Source organism: Pseudobutyrivibrio xylanivorans, assembly GCF_010906925.1.
Classification (GTDB): Bacteria; Bacillota; Clostridia; order Lachnospirales; family Lachnospiraceae; genus Pseudobutyrivibrio.
Map to the genome: position 1 here is coordinate 904,427 of NZ_VTVE01000001.1, position 22,690 is coordinate 927,116.

23 protein-coding genes are annotated in these 22,690 nt (G+C 37.8%); 22 read left to right on the forward strand and 1 reads right to left on the reverse strand.

Going from position 1 to position 22,690, the window contains the following annotated elements:
- Nucleotides 1–7: 7 nt before the first annotated feature.
- The 7 genes from F0Q01_RS04190 (at nt 8) to F0Q01_RS04220 (ending at nt 7,274) form a co-directional block, all read left to right on the forward strand.
- Nucleotides 8–1,426, forward strand: a complete 1,419-nt coding sequence (locus F0Q01_RS04190) for an oxaloacetate decarboxylase subunit alpha (RefSeq protein ID WP_090486576.1) — start codon at nt 8–10, stop codon at nt 1,424–1,426.
- 88 nt (nt 1,427–1,514) lie between these two features.
- The gene (locus tag F0Q01_RS04195; protein WP_090149931.1) at nt 1,515–2,429 is read left to right on the forward strand and encodes a MurR/RpiR family transcriptional regulator; all 915 of its coding nucleotides are present in this window, start codon (nt 1,515–1,517) and stop codon (nt 2,427–2,429) included.
- Entirely contained in the window at nt 2,429–3,658 is a 1,230-nt protein-coding gene (locus F0Q01_RS04200; RefSeq protein ID WP_090486579.1) for an NAD(P)/FAD-dependent oxidoreductase, read from the forward strand. Before F0Q01_RS04195 ends, F0Q01_RS04200 begins: the two co-directional genes overlap by 1 nt.
- 20 nt (nt 3,659–3,678) lie before the next feature.
- Nucleotides 3,679–4,338, forward strand: a complete 660-nt coding sequence (gene cmk, locus F0Q01_RS04205) for a (d)CMP kinase (protein WP_090486581.1) — start codon at nt 3,679–3,681, stop codon at nt 4,336–4,338.
- 27 nt (nt 4,339–4,365) lie between these two features.
- Complete coding sequence (gene ispH / locus F0Q01_RS04210) at nt 4,366–5,211, forward strand: 4-hydroxy-3-methylbut-2-enyl diphosphate reductase (RefSeq protein ID WP_090486585.1); 846 nt, start codon at nt 4,366–4,368, stop codon at nt 5,209–5,211.
- Nucleotides 5,199–6,317 (forward strand): 30S ribosomal protein S1, encoded by a 1,119-nt coding sequence (rpsA, locus tag F0Q01_RS04215; RefSeq protein ID WP_090486588.1) that lies wholly within the window; start codon nt 5,199–5,201, stop codon nt 6,315–6,317. Before ispH ends, rpsA begins: the two co-directional genes overlap by 13 nt.
- A gap of 183 nt (nt 6,318–6,500) precedes the next feature.
- The gene (locus tag F0Q01_RS04220; RefSeq protein WP_090486591.1) at nt 6,501–7,274 is read left to right on the forward strand and encodes a CheR family methyltransferase; all 774 of its coding nucleotides are present in this window, start codon (nt 6,501–6,503) and stop codon (nt 7,272–7,274) included.
- Between the two features lie 72 nt (nt 7,275–7,346).
- Here the strand turns inward: F0Q01_RS04220 and F0Q01_RS04225 are convergent, their stop codons facing one another.
- Entirely contained in the window at nt 7,347–8,408 is a 1,062-nt protein-coding gene (locus F0Q01_RS04225) for a ribonuclease H-like domain-containing protein (RefSeq protein ID WP_090486594.1), read from the reverse strand.
- A 188-nt stretch (nt 8,409–8,596) separates the two neighbouring features.
- Here F0Q01_RS04225 and rsxC point away from each other — a divergent pair, with 188 nt between their 5' ends.
- The 15 genes from rsxC to F0Q01_RS04300 all read left to right on the forward strand — a co-directional run bounded on the left by rsxC (nt 8,597) and on the right by F0Q01_RS04300 (nt 22,688).
- Complete coding sequence (gene rsxC / locus F0Q01_RS04230; protein WP_090486597.1) at nt 8,597–9,916, forward strand: electron transport complex subunit RsxC; 1,320 nt, start codon at nt 8,597–8,599, stop codon at nt 9,914–9,916.
- Between the two features lie 17 nt (nt 9,917–9,933).
- Nucleotides 9,934–10,890, forward strand: coding sequence for an RnfABCDGE type electron transport complex subunit D (locus F0Q01_RS04235; RefSeq protein WP_090486600.1), 957 nt, complete (start codon nt 9,934–9,936; stop codon nt 10,888–10,890).
- On the forward strand, nt 10,883–11,500 hold the full coding sequence (locus tag F0Q01_RS04240) for an RnfABCDGE type electron transport complex subunit G (RefSeq protein WP_090486603.1): 618 nt from the start codon (nt 10,883–10,885) through the stop codon (nt 11,498–11,500). Before F0Q01_RS04235 ends, F0Q01_RS04240 begins: the two co-directional genes overlap by 8 nt.
- Nucleotides 11,500–12,366, forward strand: coding sequence for an electron transport complex subunit RsxE (rsxE, locus tag F0Q01_RS04245; protein WP_090486607.1), 867 nt, complete (start codon nt 11,500–11,502; stop codon nt 12,364–12,366). Before F0Q01_RS04240 ends, rsxE begins: the two co-directional genes overlap by 1 nt.
- Nucleotides 12,366–12,950, forward strand: a complete 585-nt coding sequence (gene rsxA / locus F0Q01_RS04250; RefSeq protein WP_090149896.1) for an electron transport complex subunit RsxA — start codon at nt 12,366–12,368, stop codon at nt 12,948–12,950. The genes rsxE and rsxA overlap by 1 nt, the downstream gene beginning before the upstream one ends.
- A gap of 13 nt (nt 12,951–12,963) precedes the next feature.
- On the forward strand, nt 12,964–13,755 hold the full coding sequence (locus F0Q01_RS04255) for an RnfABCDGE type electron transport complex subunit B (RefSeq protein WP_090149893.1): 792 nt from the start codon (nt 12,964–12,966) through the stop codon (nt 13,753–13,755).
- A gap of 252 nt (nt 13,756–14,007) precedes the next feature.
- A complete protein-coding gene (gene proB / locus F0Q01_RS04260) occupies nt 14,008–14,841 on the forward strand; it encodes a glutamate 5-kinase (RefSeq protein WP_090149890.1) in 834 nt (277 codons plus the stop codon).
- 2 nt (nt 14,842–14,843) lie between these two features.
- Nucleotides 14,844–15,065 (forward strand): DUF896 domain-containing protein, encoded by a 222-nt coding sequence (locus tag F0Q01_RS04265; protein WP_205467949.1) that lies wholly within the window; start codon nt 14,844–14,846, stop codon nt 15,063–15,065.
- Nucleotides 15,046–15,639 (forward strand): 5-formyltetrahydrofolate cyclo-ligase, encoded by a 594-nt coding sequence (locus F0Q01_RS04270; RefSeq protein ID WP_090486610.1) that lies wholly within the window; start codon nt 15,046–15,048, stop codon nt 15,637–15,639. Before F0Q01_RS04265 ends, F0Q01_RS04270 begins: the two co-directional genes overlap by 20 nt.
- Nucleotides 15,636–16,880 (forward strand): glutamate-5-semialdehyde dehydrogenase, encoded by a 1,245-nt coding sequence (locus F0Q01_RS04275; protein ID WP_090486616.1) that lies wholly within the window; start codon nt 15,636–15,638, stop codon nt 16,878–16,880. Before F0Q01_RS04270 ends, F0Q01_RS04275 begins: the two co-directional genes overlap by 4 nt.
- A gap of 18 nt (nt 16,881–16,898) precedes the next feature.
- Nucleotides 16,899–18,329, forward strand: a complete 1,431-nt coding sequence (gene miaB, locus F0Q01_RS04280) for a tRNA (N6-isopentenyl adenosine(37)-C2)-methylthiotransferase MiaB (protein WP_090486620.1) — start codon at nt 16,899–16,901, stop codon at nt 18,327–18,329.
- A gap of 25 nt (nt 18,330–18,354) precedes the next feature.
- On the forward strand, nt 18,355–18,969 hold the full coding sequence (gene ruvA, locus F0Q01_RS04285; RefSeq protein WP_090486623.1) for a Holliday junction branch migration protein RuvA: 615 nt from the start codon (nt 18,355–18,357) through the stop codon (nt 18,967–18,969).
- A gap of 15 nt (nt 18,970–18,984) precedes the next feature.
- Nucleotides 18,985–19,998: a Holliday junction branch migration DNA helicase RuvB gene (ruvB, locus tag F0Q01_RS04290; protein ID WP_090149876.1), complete on the forward strand. Its 1,014-nt coding sequence runs from the start codon at nt 18,985–18,987 to the stop codon at nt 19,996–19,998.
- A gap of 108 nt (nt 19,999–20,106) precedes the next feature.
- Nucleotides 20,107–20,532: a cell division protein ZapA gene (locus F0Q01_RS04295; protein ID WP_090149874.1), complete on the forward strand. Its 426-nt coding sequence runs from the start codon at nt 20,107–20,109 to the stop codon at nt 20,530–20,532.
- Nucleotides 20,533–20,576: 44 nt separating this feature from the next.
- Complete coding sequence (locus F0Q01_RS04300) at nt 20,577–22,688, forward strand: peptidase U32 family protein (RefSeq protein ID WP_090486625.1); 2,112 nt, start codon at nt 20,577–20,579, stop codon at nt 22,686–22,688.
- The last annotated feature ends 2 nt before the right edge of the window (nt 22,689–22,690 follow it).

Here is a 22,690-nt window from a genome sequence, read left to right on the forward strand (position 1 = left end):
AAAATAAATGGCAGATATTAGTCCAAAGCCAGTAAAAATTACTGAGACAATACTTAGAGATGCACATCAGTCTCTTATTGCAACCAGAATGCCAACTTCTATGATGCTTCCAATCATTGACAAGATGGATAAGGTTGGATACAACGCAGTAGAGTGCTGGGGCGGTGCTACATTCGATGCTTCACTTCGTTTCCTCAAGGAAGATCCATGGGAGAGACTTAGAAAGCTACGTGATGGTTTCAAGAATACAAAGCTTCAGATGCTTTTCAGAGGCCAGAATATTTTAGGATACAGCCAGTATCCGGATGATGTTGTAGAGTACTTCGTTCAGAAGTCAATTGCTAATGGTATTGATATCATTCGTATTTTTGACTGCTTAAACGATATTAGAAACCTTGAGACAGCTGTTAAGGCTACAAATAAAGAAAAGGGTCACGCTCAGGTTGCTCTTTCTTATACTCTTGGTGAAGCTTATACACTTGATTACTGGAAGGATATTGCAAAGCGTATCGAGGATATGGGTGCAGATTCTATCTGTATCAAGGATATGGCAGGTCTTCTTGTTCCTGCAAAGGCTTATGAGCTTGTTACAGCTCTTAAGGAGTCAACAAAGCTTCCTATCGAGATGCATACTCACTACACATCTGGTGTTGCTTCAATGACATATCTTAAGGCAGTTGAAGCTGGTGCAGACATCATTGACTGTGCTATGTCACCATTTGCTCTTGGTACATCTCAGCCAGCTACAGAAGTTATGGCTGCAGCTTTCGAGGGCACACCATACGATACAGGATTTGATCAGGAACTTCTTTCTGAAATTGCTGATTACTTTAGACCATATAGAGAAGAGTGTATTGAGAACGGTCTTCTTTCTACAAAGGTACTTGGTGTTAACATCAATACACTTCGTTATCAGGTTCCAGGTGGAATGCTTTCAAACCTTATCAGCCAGTTAAAGGAGCAGGGTAAGGAAGATAAGCTTCGTGAGGTTCTTGAGGAAGTACCACGTGTACGTAAGGATCTTGGTGAGCCACCACTTGTTACACCTTCATCACAGATTGTTGGTACTCAAGCTGTATTTAATGTACTTATGGGTGAGAGATACAAGGTTGCTACAGAGCAGACAAAGGATATCTTACTTGGTAAGTACGGTCAGACAGTTAAGCCTTTCAACCCAGATGTTGTTGAGAAGGTTCTTGGTGCTGATAAGGATAAGGCTATCACATGCCGTCCAGCTGACTTGATTGAGCCAGGTCTTGCTAAGTTCGAAGAAGAGTGCAAGCGCTGGAAGCAGCAAGATGAGGACGTTCTTTCATACGCTCTTTTCCCAAAGGTTGCTACAGAGTTCTTCGAGTATCGTGAAGCTCAGCAGACAAAGGTTGATCCAACAAAGGCAGATAAGGAAAACAAAGCTTATCCAGTTTAATAAATCAATCAGAGGGGTGATGCAAGAAATCTTGCATCGCTCCCTTTTTTTGTCTATAATTAAATTTCCAATAAAGAAAGGAGAAACTATGGCCACTACAACTGATTTGATTACAAAGATTAACGAAAATTACGGCAAGATGTCAAAGGGACAAAAGCTTTTGGCTAACTATATCATTGATAATTATGATAAGGCTGTATTTTATACTGCAGCAAAGTTAGGCGAGATTATTGGGGTATCTGAATCCACAGTCGTTAGATTTGCTGCCTTTATTGGCTATAGTGGATATCCTGAGTTTCAATCTGCCTTGGAGGAGCTTGTTAGGAATAAGCTTAATTCTTCAGATAGGATTGAGATTACAAATGGCGGAATAGAGCAAAACGGTGTGCTTCGTACTGTTTTATCATCCGATGCCCTTAAAATTAAAAATACTATGGAAAGTATAGATGAGGCAGCCTTTGAGAATGCTGTAGAGGCAATTTTAAATGCAAGACGTATATACGTAGTAGGTATTCGTACCTGTGCACCTCTTGCTTCATTTTTGGCTTTCTATCTTAATATGATTTTTGACAATGTTATAAATGTGCAGACCAGTTCTACATCAGAGCTATTTGAACAGATGATTCATATCAGTAAAGAGGATGTTATTATCGGTATTTCTTTCCCTAGATATTCTATGCGTACACTAAAGGCGTTAGAATTTGCTAATAATAGACTTGCCAATGTAATCACTATTACTGACTCTATTCATTCACCTATGAATCTTTATAGTTCATGTAACTTGATTGCTGAATCAGATATGCATTCTATTGTTGATTCTCTTGTGGCACCACTTTCTGTTATTAATGCACTTGTGGTTGAGCTTTGTAATCGCAAGCAGTCTGATGTGGCAGCGACACTTGATATGATTGAAAATGTTTGGAATGAGTACCAGTTCTATGAAAATGATGAGATAGATTTGGTAGATGATTCTATTAAAATGACTTACCCAGGAGAGTCTTAATGAGCAATGTAATAGTAATAGGCGGTGGCGCGGCTGGATTGATGGCTGGTTATGCCGCAGGAATATGTGGTCATCAGGTCACTATTCTTGAGAAAAATGAAAAGCTAGGTAAAAAGATATATATAACAGGTAAGGGCAGATGCAACTTTACTAATGCTTGTGATACAGAGGATTTCTTTAAAAACGTAGTTTCAAATCCTAAATTTTTATACAGTGCCCTTTATACATTTAGCCCTGATTCAATGATTGGTTTTGTTGAAAGCCAAGGTATACCTACTAAGGTGGAAAGAGGAAATAGAGCTTTTCCTGAATCTGATCATGCTTCGGATATTACTAAGGCTCTTGAAAAGGCCATTAAGGAATACGGTGTTAATGTAAGGCTTCGTACAGAAGTAAAAGACATTTTAAGAGAAGATAATAAGGTTATTGGAGTTAAGCTTTCAGATGGGTCTATTATTAACTGCGATAATGTGATTCTTTGTACTGGAGGATTATCTTATCAAACTACTGGCTCTACAGGTGATGGACTAAAGTGGGCTCGAAAATTAGGACTCAAGGTTACAGATTGTAGACCAGCACTTGTTCCTTTAAATTGCAAAGAGTCCTATATACCTGAAATGCAAGGACTTGCCCTTAAAAATGTTAATCTTACTATCAAGGATGGCAAAAAGAAATTATATGATAGTTTCGGAGAAATGCTATTTACCCATTTTGGTGTATCGGGACCTCTTGTCTTATCCGCTAGCTCCATTATAGGTAAGAGACTGCAGGAGACCGGTGAGCTACAGGCTTTAGTTGATTTAAAGCCAGCACTTTCTGTAGATGAGCTGTCAAATAGAGTTTTAAGAGACTTTAATGATAATATGAATAAGCATTTAAGCTCTGTTCTTAGAGGGCTACTTCCTTCATCCATGGTTCCTGTTTTTATCAAACTTATGGATTTTGATGATAGTCGACAGATTAATTCTATAACAAAAGAGGAGAGGGCTAATCTTATAGCGTTGTTAAAGGCATTTCCTTTCACTATAACAGGTCTTAGGGAGTACAAAGAAGCTATAATCACCCAGGGCGGAATATCGGTGAAAGAGGTTGACCCATCTACAATGAAATGTAAAAATATAGAAGGACTCTCATTTGCAGGAGAGGTTCTTGATTTAGATGCCTTTACCGGAGGATTTAATTTGCAAATAGCATGGTCTACCGGTTATTTGGCAGGACTTAGTATTTAATTTTTTGGAGGATATATATTATGGCAATGAATGTTGCAATCGATGGACCTGCAGGTGCAGGAAAGTCTACAATAGCTAAGGCTATTGCAGCTAAAATGGGATACGTTTATGTGGATACAGGAGCAATGTATAGAGCAATGGCTCTTTATTTCTTAAGAGCAGGTATTGCTTCTAATGATGAGGAGAAAATCAGCTCAGTGGTAGATGATATTTCTGTATCTATTAAATATGAGGATGGTGCACAGCACGTTATTTTAAATGGCGAGGATGTTACAGGCCTTATCCGTACTGAGGAAGTTGGAAATATGGCTAGTGCTTCATCAGTTTACGCTCCGGTTCGTTCAAAGCTTGTTGCTTTACAGCAGGAGCTTGCCAAAACTACTGATGTTATCATGGACGGTCGTGATATAGGTACAGTTGTCCTTCCTAATGCAGATGTTAAGATTTTCCTTACAGCATCTGTTGAGTGTCGTGCAAAGCGTCGTTTCGATGAGCTTGTAGCAAAGGGAATGGAAGCTGATTTTGATAAAATTGCTAAGGATATTGAGGAGAGAGATTATCGCGATTCTCACAGAGAAATCAGCCCACTTAAGCAGGCTGAGGATGCTATTTTAGTAGATAGCTCTGATATGACTATTGATGAGGTTGTTAACACTATCATTGGTTACTGCAACAAATAATTTTAATAATAATTATTTTGAGGTTTTATGAAAGTTACATTAGCTGAATCAGCAGGCTTTTGCTTTGGTGTGCAGAGAGCTGTTGATGTAGTAAAAAAACAAATAGAAGAGGGACATAAGCCTCTTTATACATATGGACCAATTATTCATAACGAAGAGGTTGTTCGTCAATTTGAGGCCCACGGTGTTCAGGTTATGGATGAGAATCATATTGAGGATTATCCAGCAGGGACAGTTATAATTCGCTCACACGGTGTCACAAGACAAGTGGAAGAATTATTAAAATCAAAGGGCCATGAAATAATTGATGCAACCTGCCCATTTGTTAAGAAAATTCATCGGGCTGTGGACGAACATTCTAGGGCTGGAGAGTACATTGTAATCATTGGAAATCCTGAACATCCTGAGGTTCGAGGCATAGTTGGATGGATAAATGGAGAAAATTATTGCGTAATACCCGATGAGCAGGCTGCGTGTGATTTTTCAGTTAATTCAGGGTTTAACATTTGTATTGTATCTCAAACCACCTTTAACCATAATAAATTTCAAGAATTAGTTGAAATTATAAAGCAAAAAGGTTATGATATTATTGTTTTGAATACAATATGCGATGCGACTAACAAAAGGCAGGTAGAGGCTGCTGAAATAGCATCAAAAGTTGATGCTATGCTCGTTATTGGAAGCAAAAATTCTTCCAATACACAAAAGTTGTATGAGATATGCAAAACACGATGCAAAGATACTTACTATATACAGACGGCTGATGATTTACAGCCTTCTGACCTTGGTTCCATTGAAAGTGTAGGTATTACCGCAGGGGCTTCCACCCCAAACAATATTATCGAGGAGGTTCAAAAGAAATGTCAGAAATGAGTTTTGAACAAATGTTGGAGGAATCATTTAAAACTATACACAATGGAGAGGTAGTAGACGGTACTGTTATTAGCGTAAAGCCAGATGAGATCGTTTTGAATATCGGTTACAAGTCAGATGGTATTATTACACGTTCAGAGTACACAAATGAGTCAAACATTGATCTCACTACTGTTGTTAATGTTGGTGATCCTTTATCAGCTATCGTTATTAAGGTAAATGACGGTGAGGGTCAGGTTCTTCTTTCTTACAAGAGACTCGCTCAGGAAAAGGGCAACGAGAGACTTGCAGAAGCATTTGAGAAGGGAGAGGTTCTTACAGCTACAGTTGATAAGGTTCTTAAGGGTGGACTTACAGTTGTTGTTGATGAGGCTAGAGTATTTATCCCAGCTTCTTTTGTTTCAGATGTATACGAAAAGGATCTTACTAAGTATCAGGGACAGGAGATCAGCTTCGTAATTACAGAATTCGATCCAAAGCGTCGTAGAATTATCGGTAACAGAAAGACACTTCTTGTTGCAGATAAGGCTAAGGCTCAGGAAGAGCTTATGGCTAAGATTGCTGTTGGGCAGGAATTTGAAGGTACAGTTAAGAATGTTAAGGATTTTGGTGCATTCATCGATTTAGGTGGTGCTGATGGACTTCTTCACATCTCAGAGATGAGCTGGGGTCGTGTTGAGAATCCTTCTAAGACTCTTAACGTTGGCGATACAATTAAGGTATTTGTTAAGGAAATCAAGGACGGCAAGATTGCACTTTCTTGCAAGTTCGACAATGAGAACCCATGGAATGGTGCAGCTGATAAGTATGCAGTTGGCACAGTTGTTAAGGGTAAGGTTGTTCGTATGAAAGACTTTGGTGCTTTCGTAGAGCTTGCTCCTGGAATTGATGCACTTCTTCATGTTTCACAGATTTCTAAGGAGCGTATTGAGAAGCCATCTGATGTGCTTTCAATCGGTCAGGATATCGAGGCAAAGGTTGTTGAGTTCAACGATGAAGAGAAGAAGATTAGCCTTTCAATCAAGGCACTTCTTGAGCCAGAGGCATCTGATGATGCTGAGGTTGCTGATGTTAACATCGATGAAGTTGCAGCTTCTGAAGAGTAATTCATTGAATTTATCAGGTCTAGCTAATGCTAGACCTGTTTTTTTCTTAATTGGAAATTCGGAGTTTTGCCAAGCAAAACTCTATTTTATTTATACTTAAAAAGATAACAATAAATACACAAATGTTTTGTAAAATGTATTTTATCGAGATAGGTATTAAAAATATTGATAGGAGCTTATTATATGGAAAACTACGAAGGTTTCAAAAAAGACGTCTATTCTCTTACAAAAATCGATTTAGACGCGTATAAAGAAAAACAGATGCGCCGTCGTATTGATTCTTTAGTTAATAAGAATAAGTGCAAGACATACGCAGAATATGTAGCTTTGCTAAAGACTAATAAGGAAGTCTTTGATGAATTTGTTAATTTTCTTACAATCAATGTTTCTGAGTTTTATAGAAATCCTGAGCAGTGGGAACTATTAACAAAGGAATTTTTACCAGAATTGATAGCACATTCTGGTCAATCACTTAAAATATGGAGTGCAGCATGTTCAACAGGTGATGAGCCATATTCTCTAGTAATGGCACTTTCTACATTAGTTCCACTTAACAAAATCAAGATTTTTGCTACTGATTTAGACAAACAGGTTATTGCAACCGCTAAAGTAGGACTTTACAGTGCGAAGAGTATAGCTAATGTTCCTGCTGATTTAAAGAAAAAGTTCTTTACTCCTGTTGGAAATTCTTTCCAGATTAGTGAAGATGTTAAGAAGTGTGTTGAATTTAAAGAGCATAACTTACTTCGCGATTCATATCCATCAAATTTTGATATGATTGTATGCCGCAATGTTCTTATTTACTTTACAGATGAGGCTAAGACAGAAGTATATGATAAATTCTGCAAGTCACTTAGACAGGGAGGTATTCTCTTTATTGGTTCTACTGAACAGGTTATTGATTATAAAGAGTTGGGATATAAGAGAAGATATTCCTTCTATTATGAGAAAGTATAATTAGATTGTTTACTTATTAGACTATTAAATCAAGCCATTTACGATTCATTCGATTGTAAATGGCTTGATTTTTTAATGCTTTAACATATATTTTGTTATTTTTACAAGGATATCATCCCTGATGTCTGCTATATTAAGGAATCTATCCTTTGATTCGTATGATGAGCGGAATGTACGAAGGGAACTTCCGATGTCAAGACGCTCTGGAATGTTTAGGAATGTTCCCTCTAATGATATCTTGCAATCTCGTCTGGTAGCTGGTCGACGGCAGCTTTTATCAATGCTTTCGCCTAATGACTTTGGGATAATGCTGTCTTCATCTATGAGATAGTAATAGTTTTTATAGTCTGGTAGATATGTAAAAAGCTGTCCTTGGTATAGATTTAAAGTAACGTATATACGATTGTTTTTTATAATATAAAGTCCATAATCTCGTTGTTTATTGATTGATTTTGGTAGTTCAATATCTGTTTCAAGTTCTATGCGTATTTTGTCTTCTTCAATTTCGTGATTTATATATCGAATTTCCGAATTGAGTAAATTGGGATAGCACAGTATATCAGTGATATAAATCATCCCTTTTACATCTTCGAAATTATGAAGTAGAATCAGTTCTTTTGATTCTAAATCTCCGGTAATTGAATAATGCTGATATATAGGAATCAGTTCACCACCGTTATATTTGTCATCTCTGTGTAATCCTAGGAATTCTTCGATTGATTTTTGCTTGTAATTGGGCAAATCAAGCATGCATTTTGCTTTTGTAGACTGCAAATACATGTCTGTATGATTTTTTGATTTGATTTTAGTGTAAATGTGATATTTACGACATCTTTCTATGATAAAGGATTCGTCAAATCGGGTAGAATTGAATCCTAGTAGTTTGTCATATCCAGCTATAACTTTTTCAAATTCCTCTAAAATCTCAATTTCTTCAGATTCATTATTAGCTAGCAACTGTGTAATCGTGATTTTATTTTCGCATCTGGTGGCATAGCCAATTAAATAGATAAAGGATTTTCTAGGAGAAAGTCCGGTGCATTCAATATCAAAAAATAAGGTGTTTTCATCAAAATACTTGGCAGTTGAGTAGCTTACATGATCTAGTTGGTAACTGTTATTAATAATTTCCATAATCAAATCCTAACTTAAGTTGTTTATTGTTAAATTTTACACCATATAAAATTGTTTGGTACTTAAAAATGTACAAAATAAGTGATAAATTTTCTCTTTTGATATGACCAAAATGATATAATTTATACATGAAATGCTATTTTGTTGAATAAATAGCTAAATTCTCTAAAGAAAGAGGGGTAATGCTAATGGGTCTTAGGACTTTTAAGGGCGGTGTTCATCCTTATGATGGCAAGGCTATTTCAAAGGAAAAGCCTATCAAAGAATTAAAGCCACAGGGTGAAATGGTATATCCATTGTCTCAGCATATTGGTGCACCAGCTACTGCAATTGTTGCCGTTGGTGACACAGTGCTCAGAGGCCAGAAGATAGCAGATGCTGGCGGATTTGTTTCTGCGCCTATTTTTGCATCTGTATCTGGAACAGTCAAGGCAATCGAGCCAAGACGAGTTGCCACAGGCGACATGGTTAATTCTATCATAATTGAGAGTGATGGAAAATTCATTGAGACTGGTTTTGAAGCTTGTGATGATTATACTGAGCTTTCTGATGACCAGATTATCTCTAAAATCCAGAATGCAGGTATTGTTGGTATGGGTGGTGCCGGTTTTCCTACCCATGTAAAGCTTTCACCTAACAAGCCAGAGAACATCGAATTTATTATTGCTAACTGTGCAGAATGTGAGCCTTATCTTACATCTGATTACAGATCGATGGTAGAGGAGCCTGAAAAGTTAATTACTGGAATGAAAATTATTCTTCAGCTTTTCCCTAAGGCTAAGGGACTTTTGGGAATCGAGGATAATAAAAGCGATGTTATAGCATCTCTTTCAAAACTGTGTGAGCATGAGCCACGTATTGAGGTTGTTCCTCTTATGACAAAATATCCTCAGGGTGGTGAGCGTCAGCTCATTAAAGCTTGTACAGGACGTGAGATTAATTCAAAGATGCTTCCTGCTGATGCTGGATGCATTGTAGATAATGTTGCCACTATCAATGCTGTTTACACTGCGGTTGTTGAGGGCAAGCCTGTTATGGATCGTATTTTTACAGTAACAGGTGATTCTGTTATGGAACCACGCAATTTCCGTATTTGCATCGGTACTAGCTGCAAGGAGATTCTTGAGGCTGCAGGTGGATATATCCATGAGCCAAAGAAGATTATATCTGGTGGTCCTATGATGGGATTTGCTCTTTTGGATGTGGATGTTCCTACAACCAAGACATCAGGTGCACTTCTTTGCTTATCAGAGGATGAAGTATCTAAGTACGAGACTACTGCTTGTATCAACTGTGGCCGTTGCGTAGATGCTTGCCCTGAGAATCTTATCCCTTCTAGATTATCTAAGTTCGCAGATCACGGGGACAAGGAAACATTTGAAAAGTGGTATGGACTTGAGTGTATCGAGTGTGGTAGCTGTAGTTTTGCATGCCCAGCCAGAAAGCCACTAGCACAATCTATTAAGACTATGAAAAAGATGGTTCTTGCAGATAAGAGAAAAAAGTAGAAAGGAAAGTAACTAAAGTGAGCGATTTATTAAAAGTTTCTTCATCTCCACATGTTAGAGCAAAGGATGATACTTCTAGAATCATGCTATATGTGATTCTTGCTCTTATGCCAACTACTGTATTTGGTATTTTCAATTTTGGTTACAGAGCTTTGCTTTTAGTACTTGTTTGTATCTTTACATGTGTGATTTCAGAATGGTTATTTGAAAAAGCTGTAGGTAAAAAGAGCACAATTGGCGATTTAAGTGCCGCTGTTACAGGCCTTCTTCTTGCTCTTAATTTACCATTTACACTTCCTGTTTGGCAGGCGGTTCTTGGTTCTATTTTTGCTATAGTTGTTGTTAAGATGCTCTTTGGCGGCTTGGGTCAGAATTTCATGAATCCAGCACTTGGTGGTAGAGCATTTCTTGTGATTTCATTTGCTGCAACTATGACACATTTTGAATATGACGGAGTAGCAGGTGCTACACCACTTGCACTTTTAAAGAGTGGCGAGGCAGTAAATACTCTTGACATGCTTATTGGTCGTACCGGAGGTACAATCGGTGAGACATCTGCCATTTGTATTTTGATTGGAGCTATTATTCTTATTCTTCTAGGAGTTATTGATCTTATTATTCCTGGCGTTTATATAGTTTCATTTGCAATATTTGTATGTGTCTTCGGTGGTCATGGATTTGATACATCATATCTTGTGGCTCACCTTTGTGGTGGTGGATTGATGCTTGGTGCATTCTTTATGGCTACAGATTATGTTACATCTCCAATTACACCTGCTGGCAAAGTTATTTTTGGTATTTGCCTAGGTGTACTTACTGGTATCTTTAGAATATTTGGAAATAGTGCAGAGGGAGTCAGCTTTGCAATTATCTTTAGTAACCTTCTTGTTCCACTTATTGAAAAGGTTACAGTTCCTCGTGCTTTTGGTGTTGTAAGAGAAAGAAAACCAAAGGAGGTGAAGGCTGATGAATAAATTAGTTAAAGACGCTTTGGTCCTTACTTGTATTACAGTTATTGCCGGATTCGCCCTTGGTCTTGTATACGAGATTACAAAAGCTCCTATTGCTAAGGCAGAGGCCGATGCACTTCAGACTGCATATCAGACAGTTTTCGCAGACGCAGCATCATTTAAGGATTTAGATGGTTTTGATTCTGCAGCTGCTACAGATGTAGTTCAAAAGGCTGGATATACTGATGATACAATTGATAACTGTGTAGTAGCCCTTGATGGTTCTGGTAATCCACTTGGCTATGTTATTACTGTTACATCATCAGCTGGATATGGTGGCAAGATTACATTTTCACTTGGCATTACAAATGACGGAGTGTTAAATGGTTATTCTATTACCACAATCTCTGAGACAGCTGGTCTTGGAATGAAAGCCAGAGATACAGGAGAGGGGACATTTTCTTCTCAGTTCATCAATCGTCAGTCAGAGATATTTACAGTAACAAAAACTGGTGCGACTCAATCATCAGAAATAGATGCCATTTCTGCAGCGACAATCACATCTAAGGCTGTAACAAATGGTGTGAATGCAGGCGTCACCTACTTCAATTATCTGGTAGGAGGTGCAAAATAATGAATAAAAATATAGAGCGTTTATATAATGGACTTTGGAAAGAGAATCCTACATTTGTATTGATGCTTGGTATGTGTCCAACACTTGCTGTTACAACATCGGCAATCAATGGTATAGGAATGGGTCTTTCTACAACAGTGGTTCTTGTTCTTTCTAATATGATGATTTCTGCACTTAGAAATATTATTCCAGATAGAGTGAGAATGCCTGCTTTTATCGTAGTAGTTGCTTCATTCGTTACAATCGTGCAGTTTTTGATGCAGGGATTTACTCCATCCTTGTATGCATCACTTGGAATCTATATTCCACTTATTGTAGTTAACTGTATTATTCTTGGACGTGCTGAAAGCTACGCATCTAAGAATCCTGTTATTCCATCTATGTTTGACGGTATTGGTATGGGTCTTGGCTTTACAGTTGGTCTTACACTTATCGGTGTAGTAAGAGAGATTCTTGGTAATGGTTCTGCATTTGGAGTAAATATTCCGGCACTTAATGATTACCATATTACTTTATTTGGACTAGCACCTGGTGCATTCATAGTTCTTGGCTTCTTAGTTGCTATTATGAATGTTGTTAGACGTAAAATGGAAGCAGCTGGCAAGCCACTTCCTGCAGTGCAGGGTTGCTTAAGTGGAGATTGTTCTAGCTGCGGACTTTCAAGCTCATGTACAGGTAAGTCACTTGTACATAACACTCCTGAAGAGATTCCGGTTGATCCTAAGGATGTTGCTAAGCCTCAGCCTGAGACAAAGATAGAGGTTAAGCACACTGCTAATGCTAAGAACACAGAGGATGTTGAGAAATCTGGTTCTGATTCATCTTATGCAGATGATGATATTGTAGGAAAGGAGGAAGATAAATAATGAATTATGTTACAGGATTGATTCTATTACTTGTTTCATCAGCTATTGTAAATAACGTTGTTCTTTCTCAGTTCCTTGGCCTTTGCCCATTCCTTGGTGTATCTAAGAGGGTAGAGACTGCTGCTGGTATGGGTGGTGCTGTAATTTTCGTAATTACAATTGCTTCATTTGTATCATCAGTTATTTACAAATATGTTCTTGCACCTACTGGTTTCCAGTACATGCAGACAATAGTATTTATTCTTGTTATTGCAGCCCTCGTGCAGTTTGTTGAGATGTTCCTTAAGAAGAGTATTCCATCTCTGTATAAGTCACTTGGCGTATACCTTCCACTTATTACTACAAACTGTGCGGTTCTTGGTACTGCCATTAACAACGTTACTAACAATTACGATATTCTTGAGAGTGTCATTAATGGTTTTGGCGTAGCAGTTGGTTTTACAATTGCAATCGTAATCATGGCTGGCATTCGTGAGAAGATTGAATACAACGATATCCCTGAGACATTTAAGGGCTCTGCTATAGTCCTCATTACTGCAGGATTGATGGCAATGGCTTTTCTTGGATTCTCAGGAGTAATATAAGGAGGGCTGACAAATGAGTATAACAGGAATTTTACTGGCAGCTGTTATTGTTGGCGCTACTGGTTGTGTAATTGGATTTTTCCTTTGTTTCTCAGCTGAGAAGTTCAAGGTTGAGGTTGATCCAAAGGAAGAGGCTGTACTTGGAGTTTTACCTGGAAATAACTGTGGTGGTTGTGGATATGCAGGCTGTTCTGGTCTTGCCGCTGCCATTGCAAAGGGAGAGGCACCTGTTAACCAATGTCCTGTTGGTGGTGCACCTGTTGCAGCTCAGATTTCAGAGATTATGGGCGTAGCTGCAGAAGAGGGCGTTCGCAAAGTTGCATTTGTTATGTGTAACGGTACTTGCGAGAATGCTAAGCAGATGTACGATTACACCGGTGTTGAGGATTGTAAGGCAATGGCTTTTGTTCCTGGTGGTGGACCAAAGGCGTGCTCTTATGGATGTATGGGATTTGGTTCCTGCGTTAAGGCTTGTCCTTTTGATGCTATTCACATTATTGATGGTGTAGCATTGGTTGATAAGGAAGCATGTAAGGCCTGCGGCAAATGTGTTGCTACATGTCCTAATCATCTTATTGAGCTTATTCCTTATGATTTTGGACATGCTGTTCGTTGTCACAATAATGACAAGGGCAAGGATGTAATGCAGGTATGTAAGGTAGGATGTATCGGCTGTCACAAGTGCGAAAAAGTATGTGAGAGCGATGCCATCCATGTAGATGGATTCTTCGCCCATATTGATCAGGAAAAATGCACTAGCTGTGGCAAGTGCGCGGAAGCATGTCCTCGTAAAATCATTTTATAAGTAACTTACCAATCTGTTACGGCTACAAGCCTTAGAGTCTCCCAGACTCAGCATAAAAAGCTTCCCTTGGGAGACCAAAGAGCTTGATGCCTACAGATTGGTTTTTTATTGTCTCTATTTTTCTTGCATACTTCCTACGAATCGTGTTAGATGAGCGAAGAGACTCCAAGGCTTGTAGGCGTAACAGTTTGGCTCTTGCTATATTAGTGTATTTAGTGGTATGATATTGCGGAAAATAAACAGGAGAATGATATGTACGGACACGATTTTACTAAAAAGAAGAGAGTCATTGTTAAGGTAGGTTCATCTACTATTACACATGATGCAACTGGAAATATTGATTACACAAAATTAGAGCGACTTGTTCGTCAGTTATGCGACTTGAGAGCCCAGGGTAAGGACGTATGTCTTGTTTCATCTGGTGCTATTGCAGTAGGTCGTTATGCAATTGGTTTAAAGGAACGTCCACAGGATTTGGCTACAAAGCAGGCGTGCGCATCAATTGGTCAGGCTTACTTAATGTCCGTATATCAGAAGCTTTTCTCTGAATACAATCAAAAGGCTGGTCAGATTCTTATGACTAAAAAGACTATGACTGACCCAGAATCTAGAGAAAATGCTAGAAATACATTTGAGCAGCTGTTTAACCTTGGAGTTATTCCTGTTGTTAATGAAAATGATACTGTTGCCACACACGAGATTCAGTTTGGTGATAATGATTCACTTTCAGCTATTGTTGCAGCCCTTACAAAGGCAGATGCATTAGTTCTTTTATCAGATATTGATGGTCTTTACACAGACAATCCTAATACTAATCCAGATGCTGAATTTGTGCCTGTAGTTGAGAGCATTGAGGATGTTATGGATATGGCTAGCTCTGATAGCTCATCTGATGTGGGAACAGGCGGTATGACTGCAAAGCTTCGTGCAGCCCAGATTGCTACATACAGCGGTGCTGATATGGTTATCACTAATGGCGCTCATATTGGTAATATTCACCGTATTTTTGAAAATAAGGATAAGGGTACCCTATTTGTTGCAAACAAGCGTGACGATGTAAGGGTATTAGATTTATTAGAGGATTAATTATGATTACAGAAAAAGATATCGCAAGAATCAATGAGTTGTATCACAAGAGTAAGGGAGAGGGCCTTACTGATGCAGAAAAGGCAGAACAGGCTAAGCTTAGACGTGCTTATATTGATGCAATAAAAGGTAATGTTAGAGCTCAGCTTAATAATATTGATATTGTAGATGAAGATGGCAGGGTAGAAAACCTTGGCGAAAAATATGGAAAAGTCTCTAAATAATAAAGAACTTAGAACAGAATTTAAAGCTAAGCGAAATGCTATTTCTTCACAGCTTCGAGAAGATATGTCGCTTGCTATTACAGAAAATTTTTTGGCTCTTTTAGAATCTGATTTTAAAGGGGCTAATATTTTTTTATGCTTTTATCCCTACGGTTCCGAGGTGGATTTATTAGGACTTTATGAGAGACTTCTAGATATTGATAAAGACCTATATTTTCCAGTATCAAATATAAATACTCATGAACTTACATTTTACAAGATTAATGATTTAAAGGATGATTTTCATGAGGGGGCTTACGGTATAATGGAGCCCAACACTAATTTAGAGCAGTTTAATGGGGATGATAGTTCTACAGTGGTCATTACACCAGGATTAATCTTTGATGAAAGATGTAATCGAATTGGTTATGGTGCAGGCTATTATGATAGATTTTTCGCGTCTCATCCAGATACTTTTAAAGTGGGAGTCGGGTTTGAAGAACAAATAATTAATAAATTGAATGTAGGGGCATATGATGTGCCTTTAGATTATGTTGTAACTAATAACAGACTTATAAAAAGGAGTAGGCAATGACATTACTAGAATTAGCAACAAAAGCAAGAGACGTTAAATACACTGTGGCAGCTCTTTCCACAGAAGACAAAAATTCAGCAATTATGGCTGTAGCTGATGCATTAGAGGCAAGCGCTTCCGATATCATTTCAGCCAATGCAATAGATATGAAAAATGGCGAGACTAAGGGGCTTTCACAGGGTCTTTTAGATAGACTTAAGCTTGATGAGTCAAGAATTAAGGGTATTGCTGATGGACTTCGTGAGATTGTTAAGCTTGATGATCCTATAGGTCAGATTACAGAGGAATTTGAGCGTCCTAATGGATTGAAGATTAAAAAGAGACTTGTTCCAATCGGTGTAGTCGGTGTTATTTATGAGGCTAGACCAAATGTTACTGCCGATGTTTTTGGCCTTTGTTTTAAGACAGGTAATGCGGTTATCTTAAAGGGCGGTTCTGATGCTCTTGAGTCAAATAAGGCTATTGTAAAGGTTATTAAATCAGCCCTCGAAAAAGGTGGATATCCAGTTGATGCAATTACTCTTATTGATGACACTTCTAGAGAGACTGCAAAGGAGATGATGCGTCTCAATGGTTATATTGATGTACTTATCCCTAGAGGTAGCGCAGGTCTTATTAAGTCTGTTGTGGAGAATGCATCTATTCCTGTAATAGAGACTGGCTCTGGAAACTGCCATATATATGTAGATCATGATGCTGATATTGATATGGCTATTGATATTATCGTTAATGCCAAGACACAGCGTATCGGTGTATGTAACGCAGCTGAATCTCTTGTAATTCACGAGGATATTGCAGCTTCTCTTTTACCAAAATTAAACAAAGCTCTTAGAGAAAAGGGTGTACAGATTTTTGCAGACGCTAAAGCTAAGGCTTTAATGGAAGGCTCAGAAGATGCTACTGAGGAAGATTTTGCAAAAGAATATTTAGATTATATTATCTCCGTTAAGACTGTTTCATCAGTTGAAGAGGCAATTGAGCATATTAACAAGTACAATACAGGTCACTCTGAGGCTATTGTCACCAATGACGAGAAAAATGCTGATAAGTTCTTAGAGGGGATTGATGCTGCTTGTGTATATGTCAATGCTTCAACTAGATTTACTGATGGTTTTGAGTTTGGATTTGGTGCAGAGATTGGAATCAGCACTCAAAAGCTTCACGCTAGAGGACCTATGGGCCTTCTTGCTCTTACAAGCTACAAATACACAATCTTTGGCAATGGCCAGATTAGAAAGTAGAATTAGATAGGATTTAAAATGAGTATTACAGATTTATTAAACAATGCTCCAACTGAGGAGCCAGAGCGTCAATATTATTTCATCGAAGAGGCAAAGAAAATAGTTGCTTTAAAAGAGCAGGAGAAGGGCAGAAAGCTCACTTGCTGTGTTACTACTTTTGGATGCCAGATGAATGCTAGAGATTCTGAGAAGCTCCTTGGTGTACTTAAGGAAATTGGCTATGTTGAAACAACAGACGAGAATGCTGATTTTGTAATTTATAACACATGTACTGTTCGAGAAAATGCCAACAATAAGGTCTATGGTCACCTTGGTATTCTCCATGGATACAAGAAAAAGAATAAAGATATGATGATTGGACTTTGTGGTTGCATGATGCAGGAGCCTACTGTTATTGAACATCTTCAGAAGAATTATAAGTTTGTTGATCTTATTTTTGGTACACACAACCTTTATAAATTTGCAGAATTATTTACAACAGCTCTTCTTAATAAAAAGGGCATGATTATTGATATTTGGAAGGATACAGACAAAATCGTTGAGAATTTGCCTATTTCACGTAAATATCCTTTCAAGTCAGGTGTAAATATTAGCTTTGGATGCAATAATTTCTGTACATACTGTATTGTTCCTTATGTTCGCGGTAGAGAGCGTTCTAGAAAGCCTGAGGATATCGTAGCTGAGATTAAAGAGCTTGTTGCTGATGGCGTTGTAGAGATTATGCTTCTCGGCCAGAATGTTAACTCCTATGGGGTAGGCCTTGAGGAAAAGGTTACTTTTGCAGATTTGCTTCGAATGGTTAATGATATCGAAGGCCTTGAGCGTATTAGATTTATGACACCTCATCCAAAGGATTTGTCCGATGATTTAATTGAGGCCATGGCTACACTTCCAAAGGTCTGCCATCATATGCATTTACCACTTCAATCTGGAAGTACTGAGATTCTAAAGAAAATGAATCGTAGATACACCAAGGAGCATTATCTTGAATTAGTTGAAAAACTACGTGCTCGTGTTCCTGATGTTGCTATTACAACAGATATTATTGTTGGCTTCCCAGGTGAGACAGAGGAGGATTTCCTTGACACTATGGATGTAGTAGACAAGGTTCATTATGATAGTGCTTTTACATTTATCTATTCCAAGAGAACTGGAACACCTGCTGCTACAATGGAAAATCAAGTGCCAGATGATGTTGTTAAGGATAGATTTGATAGACTTCTTGCTCTAGTTCAAAAGCACGGTCATGAAAAGGTTAAATCCCTTGAGGGTACAGTACAAAAGGTCCTTGTTGAAGAGGTCAATGAACAGGATAAAAATCTTGTTTCAGGAAAGCTCGAAAATAATGTAACAGTTCACTTCCCAGGTGATGAATCTATGATTGGCAAAATTGTCGATGTTAGGTTAAACTGTTGTAAAGGGTTCTATTTTATTGGAGAAATAAATTAAGAAAGGGCCCTTTAGGGAGGATAATATGATTACCTATATTCGCGGCACACTTTCAGATATTGATGAGAATATTGTAATTGTTGAGAATAATGGGATTGGCTATGGCGTCAGTTCTTCTATGAACACAATCAGGCAGCTTCCTGCAATTGGTTCAGAAGTAAAACTTGAGACAAAGCTCATTCCAAAGGAAGATTCTCTTACTTTATATGGATTTTATGATAAGGAGGAGCTTAAGATGTTTGAGCTTCTTCTTTCTGTTAGTGGAATTGGCCCAAAGGGTGCACTTTCCATTCTTAGTTCTATGACAGTCAGTGATATCCAGTTTGCTGTTGCAGGCTCTGATGCCAAGGCATTTGCTGCTGTTCCTGGCGTAGGAAAAAAGACAGCGGAGCGAGCAATTATAGATTTAAAGGATAAGGTAGATATTATAGGTGCATTTGAAGCTAAAATCACTGCCGATTTATCTGGTAAGAAAGTTTCACCTGCTGTTTCTGTAAAAGAAGAGGTGCTTGAAGCGCTTGTTGCACTTGGTTATTCAGCAAGCAATGCAGCTAGAGCTCTTGATAAGATGACTATTACAGACTCTACTACTACAGAACAGCTTTTATCTGATACTTTAAAACAGATGTCATTTTTATAATAAATGGGGAATAAAATGTTAACTAATAAGCAAATCACATCAACAATAGCTAGTCATGAAGATTTAGTTAATGACAATGCTCTCAGACCTAAGACTTTTGATGGATATATTGGTCAGTCAAAAGTTAAGGAAAATATGAAAATATATATTGAGGCTGCCAAAAATCGTGGAGATGCCTTAGACCATGTATTGCTTTATGGACCTCCGGGACTTGGCAAGACAACACTTGCAGGTATCGTAGCTGGGGAGATGGGCTCTAATATAAAAGTTACTTCCGGACCTGCTATTACAATTCCAGGTGAGATAGTGGCAGTTCTTATGACATTAAAAGATGGAGATATTCTTTTTATTGATGAGATTCATCGTCTTTCTAAGCCTGTTGAAGAGACTTTATATTCTGCAATGGAAGACTTTGCAGTAGATATAGTAATGGGCAAGGATACAACTGCCCGTTCTATCCATACTAAGTTACCTAGATTTACTCTAATTGGAGCAACTACAAGACCAGGACTTCTTTCGGCACCTCTTAGAGATAGATTTGGAATAATTGGACACATGGATTACTACACACCAGAGGAGCTTTCTACAATTGTTACTGCATCTGCTAGTAAGCTTAATGCACCGATTGATTACGAGGGAGCATATCAGATTGCTCTTCGTTCTAGAGGCACCCCTCGTCTTGCCAATAGATATCTAAAGAGAGTGAGAGATTACGCAGAAGTTAGATATGATGGTGAGATTACAAAGGAAGTAGCTGCGGCTACTTTGGATTCACTTGAAGTAGATACTTTAGGGCTTGATAACAACGATAGAAATATATTGCTTGCTATTATAGAGCGATTTAATGGAGGCCCAGTAGGCCTTGATAATCTGGCTGCTACCGTTGGTGAAGATTCCGGTACTATAGAGGATGTTTACGAGCCATATTTACTTCAACACGGACTTATAATTAGAACTCCAAAGGGAAGGGTTGCAACTAAAGTTGCTTATGAGCATTTTAATATGCCTGTTCCGGAAAACCTGTCATAAAATCCCTTTAAAAATCCATCTAACAGGGCTGTAATTGGGCTATAATACTTGTTTTTAGATGTGAAGAAAGTTATAATAAATCATGAATTTCTTTAGGGAGGATACGTTATGGTTTCCGAAAAGAGCGCAAAGGTGCTTATAGGCGGAAAAGTTTATACGTTAAGTGGCTACGAATCAGAAGAATATCTTCAAAAGGTAGCGAATTATATCAATTCAAAACTTGATGAGTTTAATGCTATTGATGATTACAAGCGTATTTCGGCTGACCTAAAGGCAACACTTTTAGAGTTGAATATTGCAGATGATTATTTTAAAGCCAAAAATCAAGTTGAATCACTTGAATCAGACCTACAGATTCGTGATCAAGAGATTTATAATCTTAAGCATGATTTGATTTCAGCTCAATTAAAAACAGAAACTCTAGAAGAGACAATTTCAAAGCTAGAGAGGGAAAACAAAGAGCTCCTTCTCAATAAGACAAAGCTTGAGGCTTCCTTAGAGGATGCACTTCTAGGTTCATTATCAGATGATTAAGAGTCCCAATCAAGGGACTCTATATTTTTATAAAGGAATTATTTATGAATCAATTGGAATTACTTTCACCTGCAGGTGATTTGCAAATATTTAAGGCTGTGGTAAATGTAGGAGCAGATGCAGTTTATTTTGGCGGCGATTTATTTGGTGCCAGAGCTTATGCTAAGAATTTTACAATGGAAGAAGCTGCAGAGGCTATTCGCTATGCCCATATTCATGGAGCTAGAGCATATCTTACCGTCAATACATTGCTTAAGAATACAGAAATAGAGCGCAGTCTTTATACATATTTGAAGGACTATGTAAATGCTGGGATAGATGCATTTATTGTTCAGGATTTTGGAGTTTTTTCATTTATAAGAGAATATTTTCCTGATACACATATTCACATTAGCACTCAGGCAAGTCTTTGTACTAAATATGGAGCTAAATTTTTTGAGGATTTAGGAGCAAGGCGCATCGTTACAGCCAGGGAGATTTCTACTTCTGAAATCAGTGCTATTCATGAGTATTGTCCTGATTTAGAGATTGAGTCATTTATTCATGGCGCACTTTGTGTTTGCTATTCTGGTCAGTGCCTTATGTCATCTATTTTAGGAGGCCGTTCTGGTAATAGAGGCCGTTGCGCTCAGCCATGTAGACTTCCTTACGATGCTTTTGATGACGCTGGAAACAAGCTCAATAAAAAGGGACAATATATACTTAGCCCTAAGGATTTCTGCACTATTAATCATTTACCTGAAATGATTGAAGCTGGAGTTAATTCATTTAAAATTGAAGGCCGTATGAAACAGCTTGAGTATGCAACAGGTGTTGTGAATGTATATCGTCATTACATTGATGAATATCTCTATAGAGGAGCTAAGAATTACAGTGTTTCAGAGTCTGATATTCAAAAGCTTTTAGACTATGGAAATAGAAGCGGATTTACGGATTTATATCTTCACAAACATAATGGCCCGGAGATGATTACTTTTGAGGCGCCATCTCATAAGAAGGTGGAGGGGGCCACTGTTGATATATCAGAGAAGAAAAAGTCTGTTGATTGTTATATTAAGGCCTTAAAAGGCAAGGATTTTTCTATTAAATTTATTTCAGAAGATGGAAGAGAAGCTATTGTTGCTGGGGATACTGTTCAGGAGGCTAAAAATAAGCCTACTACTAGAGAAGATATTATTAAGGCTGCTTCTGGTCTAGGCAATACACAGTATGTGATGGGCAATATTCATGTGGATTATGACGATGATATTTTTCTTCCTGTATCCGCTATTAAAAATGCTAGAAGAGAAGCGATTGATATTCTATCGACCAGTCAGATGGTAGATGAACTGCCTAAGACTGTAGTAGAGTTTAAAGAATTAAAGAGTATATCCAATCGAAGGACTGCTACTAGATGCTTTGTAAGTATTTCTACAGCAGAACAATTGGATGCTGTCTGCAGTAGTGATTTTGTGGATGAAATTGCCGTTCCAATTCATCTATTTGAAAAGGCATCTCAGGTATTTTCAGGGGGAGTATATATTTCCTTGCCATCTATTCTAAGAGAGGAATATGTTTCAAATATTACTATTCCAGATAAGGCGGCAGGTGTAATTGCTTGTTCCTATGATGAGTTAGGATACCTTAATAAAATAGATTATCCACTAGATAAGGTGATTATAGACCATAGACTTTATACATTTAACAATAGAAGCATTAAGCTTTTTAAGGAGATAGGATATTCTTTGAACTGTATCCCATATGAGCTTTCCCTTAAGGAGCTTAAACATAGAGATAATCGGGGCTCTCAGATGATTGTCTATAGCAGAATTCCAATGATGATAACTGCAAATTGCACAGTTAAAAACACGGTGGATTGCAAAAAGTCTAATGACATTATCACTATTGTTGACAGAAAAAATGAATCATTTTCAGTAGCCTGCAACTGTGATTATTGCTATAACACTATTTATAACAGTAAAAAGTACGTTGCGTTTGATTTGAAAGATGAACTTGATATGCTTGGTGTAACGGAATATAGGCTTGATTTTACTATTGAGAATTATAAAGAGACAAAAGAGGTTCTTGATGCCTATAAGGGTATTTTTATTGATAATAAACCTGTTCATCTACATGATAACTATACAAAGGGGCATTTAAAGCGAGGAGTGGAATAGCT